At 41.4% G+C, this 12,124-nt stretch carries 12 protein-coding genes; all 12 read left to right on the forward strand.

All coding sequences use genetic code 11. The features are described 5' to 3' along the window. Positions 1-10: 10 nt before the first annotated feature. Positions 11-568, forward strand: coding sequence for an FmdE family protein (locus tag MUB35_RS01240; RefSeq protein ID WP_103732057.1), 558 nt, complete (start codon positions 11-13; stop codon positions 566-568). 119 nt (positions 569-687) lie between these two features. Continuing rightward, positions 688-1,569 carry a MerR family transcriptional regulator gene (locus tag MUB35_RS01245; protein ID WP_103732056.1) on the forward strand — a complete coding sequence of 294 codons (882 nt, stop codon included), beginning with the start codon at positions 688-690 and terminating at the stop codon, positions 1,567-1,569. Between the two features lie 79 nt (positions 1,570-1,648). After that, positions 1,649-2,593: an ABC transporter ATP-binding protein gene (locus tag MUB35_RS01250; protein ID WP_054350566.1), complete on the forward strand. Its 945-nt coding sequence runs from the start codon at positions 1,649-1,651 to the stop codon at positions 2,591-2,593. Continuing rightward, positions 2,577-3,404, forward strand: a complete 828-nt coding sequence (locus tag MUB35_RS01255; protein ID WP_118593878.1) for an ABC transporter ATP-binding protein — start codon at positions 2,577-2,579, stop codon at positions 3,402-3,404. The genes MUB35_RS01250 and MUB35_RS01255 overlap by 17 nt, the downstream gene beginning before the upstream one ends. Then, positions 3,394-4,974, forward strand: a complete 1,581-nt coding sequence (locus tag MUB35_RS01260; RefSeq protein WP_118593877.1) for an ABC transporter substrate-binding protein — start codon at positions 3,394-3,396, stop codon at positions 4,972-4,974. The genes MUB35_RS01255 and MUB35_RS01260 overlap by 11 nt, the downstream gene beginning before the upstream one ends. Before the next feature lie 16 nt (positions 4,975-4,990). Further along, positions 4,991-5,941 (forward strand): ABC transporter permease, encoded by a 951-nt coding sequence (locus MUB35_RS01265; protein ID WP_103731041.1) that lies wholly within the window; start codon positions 4,991-4,993, stop codon positions 5,939-5,941. Continuing rightward, on the forward strand, positions 5,925-6,761 hold the full coding sequence (gene nikC / locus MUB35_RS01270) for a nickel transporter permease (RefSeq protein ID WP_103731042.1): 837 nt from the start codon (positions 5,925-5,927) through the stop codon (positions 6,759-6,761). Before MUB35_RS01265 ends, nikC begins: the two co-directional genes overlap by 17 nt. A gap of 12 nt (positions 6,762-6,773) precedes the next feature. Then, positions 6,774-8,525, forward strand: a complete 1,752-nt coding sequence (locus tag MUB35_RS01275) for an ABC transporter ATP-binding protein (protein WP_103731043.1) — start codon at positions 6,774-6,776, stop codon at positions 8,523-8,525. After that, a complete protein-coding gene (locus MUB35_RS01280; RefSeq protein WP_158587258.1) occupies positions 8,509-8,673 on the forward strand; it encodes a hypothetical protein in 165 nt (54 codons plus the stop codon). Before MUB35_RS01275 ends, MUB35_RS01280 begins: the two co-directional genes overlap by 17 nt. A 19-nt stretch (positions 8,674-8,692) precedes the next feature. Next, a complete protein-coding gene (locus MUB35_RS01285; protein ID WP_054350576.1) occupies positions 8,693-9,010 on the forward strand; it encodes a hypothetical protein in 318 nt (105 codons plus the stop codon). Between the two features lie 446 nt (positions 9,011-9,456). Further along, complete coding sequence (locus MUB35_RS01290) at positions 9,457-11,148, forward strand: helix-turn-helix domain-containing protein (protein ID WP_103731044.1); 1,692 nt, start codon at positions 9,457-9,459, stop codon at positions 11,146-11,148. Positions 11,149-11,160: 12 nt separating this feature from the next. After that, positions 11,161-12,117 (forward strand): ABC transporter permease, encoded by a 957-nt coding sequence (locus MUB35_RS01295; RefSeq protein WP_103731045.1) that lies wholly within the window; start codon positions 11,161-11,163, stop codon positions 12,115-12,117. Positions 12,118-12,124 lie beyond the last annotated feature (7 nt).

Below are 12,124 nucleotides of genomic sequence, written 5' to 3' on the forward strand. Positions count from 1 at the left end.
GAAGAAGACTATGAATACAGAACTTTGGGATAAGTGTAAAGCATTTCATGGACATGAATGCGGAGGGCTCACAATAGGTTATAAAGCGGCTCTCTATGCAATAAAACTGCTGGATTTAAAAACAGATGAGACGGCGCACAATAACAGTTGTATATCCAGTGACGAGCAGGTAGTTTGTATATCGGAAAATGATGCCTGCGGTGTGGATGCCATACAGGTAATCATGGGATGCAGTGTGGGAAAAGGAAATCTGTTGTTTCATATGAGAGGAAAGCAGGCATTTTCCTTCTACAACAGAATAAACGGAAAATCCGTCCGGTTGGTATTGAAGCCAAAACCTGAAGGAATGACACGTGGGGAATCCTTCAGCTATTATCAGAATCTGGAACCGGAAGCCATGTTTGACGTGAAGGAGACCACGATCTCTCTTCCGGAACAGGCCAGAATATTTCAGTCTGTAAAGTGCAGCTGCTGTGGAGAGACTGCTTCCGAAAATATGGTGCGGTTAAGTGAAGGAAAAATGCTGTGTCTTGATTGTTATGAAAATTATGACCGCTTTCAGGTTTGAGTAAAAAATATCCCCCGGAGGAGCTTCCGCTGTCTAAAAATATCAGTTATAGTATAAAATAGTGATAAATCCACATAGAGCGGTACACGGTGAGAGGAGCTTCCCTAAAAGAGTGAATTATGGATGATAACAAGGATAATTATTTGACAATCGGACAATTGGCAAAAATGTTTCATATCTCGAACCGTACTCTTAGATATTATGAAGAAAAGGGAATACTCAAGCCTCACCATATAGCCCCAAATGGTTACCGGTACTATTCGGAAAACCAGATACTGGTTCTGGATATGATTCGCTGTTTTCGTAATTTAGGAATACCGATTGATAATATTATAGAGCAGTTCAGCGAGAGACAGTGGACGGGTTCAAGGGATGATATTCTTCAGATCTTGCTTCAGCAGGAACAGGAAATCAACCAGCGTATCAAAGAGGAAGAAAAAAAACGGGAATATCTGAACCGCATGGTGGAGGATATGAAGCAGAATAATATGCGTGATGGTGAGATTAAGATATTATCCATGCCGCAGCGTTCTGTTGTTGTATTTGAGATGAAGATAGATACCGAGGCTGAAAGAGAACAGTATTTCCGTAAAGTAGTATCTTATATAGCAGAACATTTTGGAGAGGATTATCCGGTATTATTTGGAATTGTTCCGGCAGAAGCTGCAAGAAGAGGAGATTTTCGGTACTCGTATGTAGAATACCAGCCGAGGAGAGATTGCATTATGAATTTTCAAGAAGATGAATTTTCTGTCGGACATAAAATTACACATGTATTTTTGAAGACAGAAAAAGAAAGTACCTGTGTTTCGGTTGCCTTTGACACAAAGTGGGAGGAACTGGGGACATACTATAAAAATCTTTTTGAATATATTGACGAAAAAGAAATGGATTGCAGTACATATCTGAGGGAGAAATGGAGTTATCCCCGATTGGTAAATGGAAATCAAATACAGATTCTGGGTAATCTTGAGATGGATATAAAAAATGTAGAAAAATAAAGAATAAACGATTGACCCTGCCATAATGGCAGGGTTTATGTTATAATTGGGTATTTTTTGACAGATAGGAGGTGTAAACATGAATATAATGGAAATAACCGATTTGTATGTAGGGTTTCCAACAAAGGATGGGTTAGTTAAGGCAGTGAATACCATCGACTTAATCATTGAGGAAGGGGAAAATATAGGTATTTTAGGAGAATCCGGTTCCGGTAAATCCGTATTTGCAGACAGTATCCTTAGACTCATCAAGGATCAGACGGTCACCAAAGGAACCGTGGTATATCGTGGTCAAAATTTAATGGAAATGGATAAAAAAGAATTAAGGGGCCTGAGAGGAAAGGAACTTGGCATGATCATGCAGAATCCTTCTAGTTCCCTGAATCCATCCCTTACGATTGGTAATCAGATTGGCGAAGCGGCAGCAGTCCATGAGAGAATCAATAAGAAAGAACGGAACAAAAAAACCCTGGAAATCTTGGAGAAAGTGAGGATCAAGAACGCAAAACAGCGAATGAAGGAATATGCACATCAGTTTAGCGGCGGCATGAAGGAACGCGCTGTTATAGCTATGGGGATAGCACAGAGTCCTCGATTTCTAATTGCTGACGAGCCTACAAAAGGGCTGGATACCCTGGTAAAATATAAAGTTGTTCAGCTGCTGAAAGAGGTGTCGGAGAATAAAACGATGCTCCTGATCACACATGATCTGGATGTGGCAGAGCAGATTTGTGATCGAATAGGAATTTTGTATCTGGGTGAATTTGTGGAAATAAGTGCAGTGGATGCTTTATATAGAACACAGCTTCACCCCTATACCGAGGGCTTTTTCAAAGCCATGCCGAAAAATGGTATGCTGCCCATAGAGGGACTCCCCGGTTCATTGATTGATCTGCCGGAAGGGTGCCGGTTCCATCCAAGATGTCCAAAATGTATGGAACGATGTAAGAAAGAACATCCCCCGTTATACACGAAACAAGATGGAAGGAAGGTAAGGTGTTTTTTGTATGCTGACAGTGAATGACTTGTGTAAAAGGTACTCTTCGGGAGTATGGAAAAAAAGTTATACACAGGCGGTTGCCCATGTTTCTTTTCATATAGAAAAGGGGAAGGTATTAGGAATCGTAGGGGAGAGCGGAAGCGGAAAATCGACGATCGCCCAGTGTATCACCCGGCTGGTAGAACCTTCATCCGGAGAAATTATTTTTCGGGGTGAGGAGATCACTCGTATGAAAGCGGGGAAGCTGAATAAATACAGAAGAAATATGCAGATGATCTTTCAGGACCCGGATTCCGCACTGGATCCTAAAATGACCATATCTGAGAGTTTGGAGGAAGCCCTTAAATTAAACCAATGCCATTATAGTGCAGAAGAAAGAAAGAGAAAGACAGATGAATTGATTGCACTGGTCGGACTGAATGCGGAGCATAAGAACCGTTATCCCCATCAGTTGTCTGGGGGCCAAAACCAAAGGGTAGTTCTGGCAAGAGCCCTGTCCTTTGATCCGGAGCTGCTGATTGCAGATGAACCCACGGCATCTCTTGACGTATCTGTACAGGCTCAGATCCTCACACTGCTGAAGACAATCCAGAGAGAAAAAGAGCTGACTATGCTGCTCATTTCTCATGATATGGAAATTGTGCGGAGAGTCTGTGATGAGGTAATTGTAATGTACAGAGGGGAGGCAGTGGAAAAGGGGCGTGTGGAAAGTGTTTTTGGCAATCCTCAGCATGTCTATACGCGTCTGCTGTTGGACTGTAACGAAGAGAATGTAAAAAAGTGGATTGATTACAAAAAAGAAAAAGGAAAGAGAGGGAACAAGAATGAGGAATAGATGGATGAGATTGACTGCAGTATTAGCGGCAGCGGCTATGCTCGGAGGTATGCTTGCAGGATGCGGCAGCAATGACAGCAGTAAAAGCGGAAAAGGGGAAACCGGAAAAGTACAGCAAAATGAGGATATTGCTAAATTTATTTATCAGGTGACGGACAGTTTTGATACATCGATCAACTATATTGCGGCCTCATGGGTAACTTATGGTGTAGCGGAGACGTTGTTTGAAGTTGACGAGGAAGGTAATGCAGTCCCCCTGCTTGCAGACAGTATGGAGATGAAAGACGATTTGCACTGGACATTGAAACTGAAAGAGGGAATCAAGTTCCATGACGGTACTCCGTTCAATGCGGATGCTGTATTATTTACTTTTGACCGTCTGGCAGCAACCGGTGAGATCGGAGGAAATTTTGATTTCATTGTCTCAATGGACAAGAAAGATGATTATACCATAGAAATAACAACAACAGAAGCATATGGTGCTTTAAAGGAACGATTCTGTGAATATAAAACAGCTATTGTAAGTCCGACAAATAAATTCGAGGATACACTGATCGGCACAGGACCTTTTAAATTTAAAGAAACACAAAAAGACGTGAAAAACGTAGTGGAGAAAAATGATGATTACTGGGGCGGTGATGTAAAGCTGGCCGGGGCGGAATTTTATCCGGGAGAAGATGAGATGACCAGAAGCTTCCAGCTCTATAATAATGAGGTGGATTTCAGTATCTTAAATATTCCGATTACAGAGTATGAAAATGCGAAAACAAAAGAACAGTTGGATGTATTTACACTGGATTGTGATTATACACATATTATGATTTTAAATACCACGAAGGCACCATTTGATAATAAGGATGTAAGGCATGCGTTCAGTTATGCAATTGACAGAGAACAGCTTGTGAACAGTATTTATGGGAATGTGGAAGGCGGAGTTCCGTCATTTGGAGTTGTTCCTGTAAAATATTCCTGGTCAAATCCGGACGCATGTACCGCTGTATATGACAGAGAGAAGGCACTGGAGCTTTTTAGAAATGCAGGGATAGAAGACACAGACGGGGACGGCATGCTGGAATACGAAGGCGCACCCTTTACAGTTACCATTATGACATATGAGACAGGTCTCTATAAAAATGCGGTGGAGATATTACAGTCACAATTAAAAGATATAGGTGTAAATGTTGAATTGGAGATCACCACCTGGGATGTCACGGACCAAAAAATGTCAGATAAGGATTATGATATCAATTTTGATTCTGTGCCGTTTCTTGAATTTGGAAGCCCGGTATCTCTGGCTAACAAATTCGGTTCTGATGCCTATTTTGCATTGGGGGCAGGATATGCCAGCGAGGAGATGGATCTGGCACTGGAAGAAGGCAGCAAGGCATTAGAGGAAGAGACGAGAAAAGAAAAATATGACAAGGTGCAGGAGATCGCCATGGAAGATATGCCCTTTATTCCCGTATTCGAGGTGGTTAAGGTTTATGCAATGAATAAGAGACTTCATGATATGGATTTAAATACTTACAGTGTATTTAAACTGACAAAGGATACTTATATCCAGGATTGACAGGTGAGGTAATAATATGTGGAGATTTATAGGAAGACGTCTCGTACAGTTTATCGGAATACTATTTTTAGTCTCAATTGTGTGTTTTTCTATCAATTTTATAACACCTATCGATACTGCTAAAAGAGCCTTGGGAGATCCTATGACCCATTCGCTGCCTGACGAAACCATTCTTGAGAGATTCCGGGAAGAAAAAGGTCTGAACCGTCCTCTTCATGAGCAGTATCTGGAGTGGCTGGGAAAGATTCTGCATGGGGATTTAGGGGAATCCCTGATTACCGGGGAGCCGGTAGGCGAGGATATTGTCTATCATTTTGAAAAAACATTCAGTCTGGCAGTCTTTGCTATGGGGCTGACACTTGTTTTTGCAATCCCACTTGGCATTCTGTGCGCGCTTCGGCAGAACAAATTCATTGATTACATAGGAAGACTTCTTGCTATGACAGCTGTCTCAATGCCCGGATTCTGGGTATCTTATCTGCTGATCATCGCCCTGGCTTTAAAAGGGGGGATCCTTCCGGTGGCAGGTTATGGAGATGGAAGCCTGAAGTATATGGTGATACCGGGAATAGCTCTTTCTCTTATGAGCTTTGGCACAGTGATGAAAATGATGAGAAATAATATGGTGGATGTTATGAAAGAGGACTACATGATCACAGCGGAGGCTAAAGGCCTGCACCCGTTTCAGATCATTATGAAGCACGGGGTGAAAAACGCATTGATATCGGTGATCACTCTTGCAGGAATGACATTTGCCAGTATGCTGGCAGGCTCTGCAGTAATAGAAAAGATTTTTGCCTGGCCCGGTATTGGACATATGATTCTTTCAGGTATTGAAAATAAGGATTTTCCGGTAGTTCAGGCCTGTGTGATTGTTGTATCAGCCATTTATCTGATGATAAATTTTCTGGTTGATATTCTGTACATTATAATAAATCCGAGGATACGTTATGATAAGGAAAATTAGAAATAAAAAAGTATTGTTATTTTGGGTCATGGTAATAGCGGTGCTGGTACTGATCGCTCTGTTTCCCGGATTATTTGCATCTCATGACCCGGTACAGGCTGATCTGAACCAGAAATTCTTAAAGCCGTGTAAAGAAATGCCTTTGGGGGCAGACCATATGGGCAGATGTATTTTATGTCGTATGATTTACGGGACAAGGGTATCCCTGTTTGTATCAGGGGCAGTTGTTTTGATCACGGCAGCAGTGGGAGGCTGTGTAGGCATGTTCAGCGGATTTTATGGCGGAAAGACAGATACCGTGTTAATGAGGATTGTAGACGTATTCCTGGGCTTTCCGAGTTTTCTGTTCACATTGGCCTTTGTAGGCATGTTTGGAGGGGGAACAAAAAATCTGATCATAGCACTTAGTTTCTTCGGATGGATGCATTATGCCAGAGTAGTGAGAAGTGAAGTGCTGAGTCTGCGGGAAAAAGAATTCATCAAAGCAGCCAGAGGTATGGGTATCGGCAATGCCTCCAATATCCTGAGACATGTACTGCCGAATATCATAGGTCCCGTGATCGTCATCATGACAATGGAGGTGGGAGGAATCATTTTATCCACCTCCGGCCTGAGCTTTTTGGGAATCGGCGTACAGCCGCCTACGCCGGAATGGGGATATATGCTGAATGATGCAAAAGTGTATATATCTGACATGCCTCAGCTTATGCTGTATCCGGGAGCAGCCATTATGCTCACCATCTTATCATTTAATTTCCTGGGCGACAGTTTGAAAGATGCCCTGGATGTAAAAGAATCCAGATGGACAAAAGACAGTTAATGGAGAAAATATATGGAACACTTTAAAAAGTTTTGCAGTTATTATATGCCTTACAAAAAATGGATGATTCTTGATCTGTTCTGTGCTATTTGTTCAGCACTGATTAATATATCATTTCCTGTAATAACAGATTACGCGATTAACACATGCCTGCCTGAGAAGAATGTAAAAATTTTCTTAGTGCTGATGCTTTCCTCCATAGCAGCATATTTTATCAACGGTTTCCTTATATATACAGTCAGTTATGTGGGACACAATACCGGGGTACAGATTCAGGCAGATATCAGAGAAGACCTGTTTGCACATATGCAAAAACTTTCATTTTCTTTTTATGATAAGAACAGAGTCGGAAATCTGATGTCGCGAATTACAACAGACTTATATGAAATTACGGAGCTGGCACATCATGGGCCGGAAGATGCATTGATCTGCAGTTTTACTCTTCTGGGAGCCATGGCAGCTATGTTTATATTGAATTGGAGACTGGCCGTTTTCGTGGCGTTTCTGATTCCGCTTACAGCAATATACATAGGATGGCGGGAAAAAGTCACAATCAGCATCGTGGAGGACATGCAGGAAAAGATGGGAGGCGTCAACAGTGAACTGGAGACAAGCCTCACGGGAATAAGAGTGACCAAGGCCTTTTGTAATGAGGATTTTGAAAAGGAGCGGTTCCGGAGATCAAACGAGAAATTCAGAAGTGCAAAGAAAAATTATTTTAAGCAGCTTGGGATATATATGATGGGCATGGACTGGATTAAAAGTGCCATGAGACTTTCCATAATTTTTATCGGAGGTCTTTTATATCTAAAAGGTCAGGCAACATTTGCGAATCTGGTTTCCTTTAACTTGTTTGTGATGGTTCTTATGACCCCCATACAGAAAATGATAGATTTCTCTGAAATATTGATCGGAGGTATTTCCGGATTCCGAAGATTTAGTAAGATGATGGAGGAGAAACCGGATATAAATGAGCAGAGACAACCGGTTGAATTGGAGCATCCAAAAGGAAAGATCACTTTTCATGAAGTCAATTTTTCATATGAAAGCAGCAGGGAGATATTAAAAGAAATAACATTCGATATCCCTTCCGGTACCTCCATGGCGTTTGTGGGGAATTCCGGTGCGGGCAAGACAACATTATGTCATCTGATACCAAGATTTTATGATGTGACCGGCGGACGCGTTGAAATTGATGATATTGATATTAGGAATATAAGTTTGAAATCTCTTCGGGAAAATATTGGAATGGTACAGCAGGATGTATTTATTTTTCCGGATACGATTATGGAAAATATCCGCTATGGCCGTTTGAGCGCCTCGGATGAGGAGGTAATAGAAGCAGCGAAAATGGCAGAAATTCATGACGACATCATGGATATGAAGGCAGGATACCAGACATATGTAGGAGAACGCGGTGCTATGCTGTCAGGGGGACAAAAACAGAGACTTAGCATTGCCAGAATGTTTTTGAAAAATCCGCCGATCGTGCTTCTGGATGAAGCGACATCGGCTCTTGACAGTGTAACCGAAATGAAGATTCAGGAAGCATTGGACAGATTATCAAAAAATAAGACAATGGTGCTCATCGCCCATCGTCTTTCAACGATACGAAATGCCGATACCATAGCTGTCATAGATCAGGGGCGTATCGTAGAAATGGGTAGCCATGAGGAACTGATGGAATTAGAAGGTCAGTATTCTCATTACTATAAAGCACAATATCACAAAGAAAAGGAGAAAGAACATGGGAAAAACAAATAAGGAATTAGCAATTGACATTGCGATCGAATATGCGCATGGGATGCTGCATATTAACGGAACTGATGGATATCCGGTTGAGGATTGCTGTGAGGTGATCAAGAAAGTTTATGAGACCTTGGAGAGCCTTGATCCGGATGGAAAAGAGTGATAAGAGAGGAGGAGTTTAAATGCATTTAATCTACGATGAAAATGGAAATTTGATTGAACATGGGGGACATGATCACCACCATCATGAACATGTACACGAGCATCAGAATCCGGAAAGTCAGGACAGTAAAAATGAAACTCTGGTTCTATTGAACTATATGCTGGAGCATAATGATCATCATGCAGCAGAGCTGCAGGAAATGTCAGATGCGTTGGAGGCTGACGGATTCAAGGAAGCAGCAAAGCAGATCCGTGATGGAGTCTCTGAGTTTCATAAGGGCAATATGCATTTAAGCCGTGCTATTGAATCGGTTAAAGAAAAGCTAAAAGAGAAATAAAATAAAAATTGCACTATTTATCCATAAAAGAGAGAAGATACAGGCATGCAGACGGTATGCGGCTCTTTTGACAGGAGATAAATAGTGCGATTTTTTTGGGGAAAATTGCATTTATAACCCCAGGGGGAGCTTGTAAACTTTTGGAGGAGATTATATTATTATTGGTGAGATTATATGCAGAAGCACCCGGTAAATGCGGGATATAAAACCCTGTGTTTTTCAGTAGAAAACGGGATAATCGGATTTAGGTAAAATGAATTGGTAATGCGTAATTGAGAGGTAAAGCTATAGATTTATATAGCCTTTTTGTCGTATACACAAAGTTGAAAAATACGCCGATCAGGTACTGTGAGAAGTTCAATGATGAAAATAAGGACGGTAATTCTGTAATACAGCGTCATTATTTTTTCTTGAACTTTTTTTTATAATATATAAGGAGGGGACATATGGAGCGGTCTTTACTGAAGCTTTTAGAAGAAAAAAGTCTGGAGGAATATAAGGCTTTGCAGGGAGAGTGGAAGCCGGATTTTCATAGTAATAAAGAAAAAATATATATCTGCAGACAGCCGCGTTTTGTTGATGTTCCAATACATACACATGAAGAAATCATACTTTTTTATGTATGCAAAGGGAACTATATCCATGAAATTGACGGAAATAAGATAAAAGTAAAAGCGCATGAAATTCTTGTATTAAGCCCCAAAGCCAGACACAAGATCATTGCCGGTAAAGAACAGGATATCGCTGTTAATATAAGGATTTATCCGGATACTTTTTGTGAAATGTTCTCCGGCTTTGAAAAGAAGGATTCCGTTTTTGAATTTTTATCAAAGGTACTTATGGGAAACGAAAAGACAATTTCATATTTATGTTTTCATACATCTGAAAACTACTGCGTTCAGAACCTTATGGAAAATATAGTGCGCGGATGGTGCAGCAAAAGAGGAAATTCTTGGGAGATACTTCAGATCTCCTTAAAGCTGGTATTTTTATACCTGATACAGACATTTGAGCAAGATACTCTATATCTGCAGGAGCGAAGCGGACAAAGCAGTGAGACGATCCTGTTTGTGACAGAGTATCTGGAACGGAATTATACACAGGCTTCTCTGGAAGAGCTTTCAGGACGGATGCACATGTCTCCTGTTACACTCAGCAGAATGATAAAAAGTAATACGGGCAGTACATTTAAGGAACTTCTTCTGAATAAAAGGTTCCAGAAAGCGGCGGAGATGCTGCTGGAAACCGATAAGACGGTAAATGATATTGCAGAAGAGATCGGTTATGAGAATAACAGTTATTTTTACAAAAGATTTACGGAACGCTATCATATGACGCCTAAAAAATACAGAGAAATGTATAAAGAAATAAGGAAAGAAAATGAAGAGGAGAGGATGAAACTGGAGATACAAGGGAAAATGGATTATTACTGGAAAGACCGGGCAGAAAGTTACAGCCAGCAGAATAAAGGTCAGTTAGAAGATCCGCACCATAAAGTATGGGAAAAGATTATCATGGAAAATGCACCCCAAAAGGAGAAATTAAAAATTCTTGATATGGGTACCGGACCCGGCTTTTTTGCTGTCCTTTTGTCACGCCTGGGACATGACGTCACTGGAGCGGACAGGAACGCAGCAATGCTTGAGGAGGCCGAAAAAAATGCCCGGTTATATGACGTGCATCCAGAGTTTATTCAGGTTGGAGAGCAGCTTCCTTTTGAGGATGAGAGTTTTGATATAGTGATCTCCAGAGACGTTACCTGGATGTTGATGGAGCCTGAAAAGACCCTGGAGCAATGGTTCTCAAAAGTGAGGCCGGGAGGCAGGCTTATGTATTTTGATGCAAACTGGTATGGATATCTGAAGGACAGAGAGGAAACAAAAAAATACAAAGAGTTTCGCAAATTTGTCAGAGAGCGTAAGGGCTTTGTATATGCCAGTGCGGTGGAAATGGAAAAAATAGCAGCCCATCTTCCCTTTACTTATCGTGACAGGCCAAAATGGGATCTGGATTACTGGAAAATATACAGGAAGAAAAAGGTTTATTGCCGGGAAATGCTGAATCCTGAGATTTATTCACAAATGGAGCAGCTTCAGTATGCACAAACTCCTGAATTTCTGGTAGTGGTAGAAAAATAGAAGGGGTACGAAATGAAAAAGCGAAATCGTGTCATCAAGAAAATATTCAGCAGTCTTTTGCAGTCCCTGATCGTATTAATAGGAATAACCTTCATTAGTTTTCTGATCCTGCATTTATCTCCGGGAAATCCTGCCGAGATATGGCTGACCGGAGGGGATGGAAATGTGGGCCAGATCTCCCAGGAGGCTGTGAAAGCGCAGGAGGAAAAGATGGGCCTGGATAAACCGTTTTTGATCCAATACGGGATGTGGCTGAAAAAAGTATGTTATGGAGATTTGGGTGAATCTTTTACTACAGGACAGCCGGTTGTTTCAGAACTGCAGAGAAGGGTTATGCCGACCATAATGATCGCTTTTGTATCACTGTTTCTCACCATGCTCATTTCAGTTCCTCTGGGGATTGGCTGTGCAGTGTACAAGGATAGATGGCTGGATAATATGATCAGGAGTGTTTCTTTCCTTGGGATCTCCCTTCCGACTTTTTTTACGTCCCTGGTCCTTTTATGGCTGTTTTGTCTTAAATTATCCATATTTCCGGTTATCGCTGACACAGATGTAAAAGGGATGGTACTGCCTGTGGCGGTATTTGTGATTCAATGTTCTTCCAGGCTGACAAGACAGGTCCGTGCAGTCATTCTGGAACAGTTAAACCAGGAATATGTGAAAGGGGCAGTGGCCAGAGGAGTTAAGAAAAGCCGGATCCTGTTCAGCCATGTGCTTAAAAATGCCATGATACCTGTTCTCACATGGGTAAGTATCTATCTTGGGATTCTGCTGGGCGGCGCTGCAGTGGTTGAAACAATTTTCTCATGGGACGGACTGGGAAAACTGGCAGTGGAATCTGTTGCGCGCCTGGATTATTTTGTGATACAGGGATTTGTACTTTGGGTGGCATTGATTTTTTTGGCATTGAATTTTTTGGTGGATGTGATCTGCAGTATGATTGATCCAAGAATAAAACAAGATTGAGGAGAAA

The organism is Blautia sp. NSJ-175 (assembly GCF_022867815.1).
Classification (GTDB): Bacteria; Bacillota; Clostridia; order Lachnospirales; family Lachnospiraceae; genus Blautia; species Blautia celeris.

What these genes read in the sequence shown, in the direction of transcription:
- MUB35_RS01240 (WP_103732057.1), top strand. Translation starts at nt 11, where the DNA reads ATGAATACAGAACTTTGGGATAAGTGTAAAGCATTTCATGGACATGAA.
- MUB35_RS01255 (WP_118593878.1), top strand. Translation starts at nt 2,577, where the DNA reads ATGCTGACAGTGAATGACTTGTGTAAAAGGTACTCTTCGGGAGTATGG.
- MUB35_RS01245 (WP_103732056.1), top strand. Translation starts at nt 688, where the DNA reads ATGGATGATAACAAGGATAATTATTTGACAATCGGACAATTGGCAAAA.
- MUB35_RS01290 (WP_103731044.1), top strand. Translation starts at nt 9,457, where the DNA reads ATGGAGCGGTCTTTACTGAAGCTTTTAGAAGAAAAAAGTCTGGAGGAA.
- MUB35_RS01250 (WP_054350566.1), top strand. Translation starts at nt 1,649, where the DNA reads ATGAATATAATGGAAATAACCGATTTGTATGTAGGGTTTCCAACAAAG.
- MUB35_RS01285 (WP_054350576.1), top strand. Translation starts at nt 8,693, where the DNA reads ATGCATTTAATCTACGATGAAAATGGAAATTTGATTGAACATGGGGGA.
- nikC (WP_103731042.1), top strand. Translation starts at nt 5,925, where the DNA reads ATGATAAGGAAAATTAGAAATAAAAAAGTATTGTTATTTTGGGTCATG.
- MUB35_RS01295 (WP_103731045.1), top strand. Translation starts at nt 11,161, where the DNA reads ATGAAAAAGCGAAATCGTGTCATCAAGAAAATATTCAGCAGTCTTTTG.
- MUB35_RS01275 (WP_103731043.1), top strand. Translation starts at nt 6,774, where the DNA reads ATGGAACACTTTAAAAAGTTTTGCAGTTATTATATGCCTTACAAAAAA.
- MUB35_RS01260 (WP_118593877.1), top strand. Translation starts at nt 3,394, where the DNA reads ATGAGGAATAGATGGATGAGATTGACTGCAGTATTAGCGGCAGCGGCT.
- MUB35_RS01265 (WP_103731041.1), top strand. Translation starts at nt 4,991, where the DNA reads ATGTGGAGATTTATAGGAAGACGTCTCGTACAGTTTATCGGAATACTA.
- MUB35_RS01280 (WP_158587258.1), top strand. Translation starts at nt 8,509, where the DNA reads ATGGGAAAAACAAATAAGGAATTAGCAATTGACATTGCGATCGAATAT.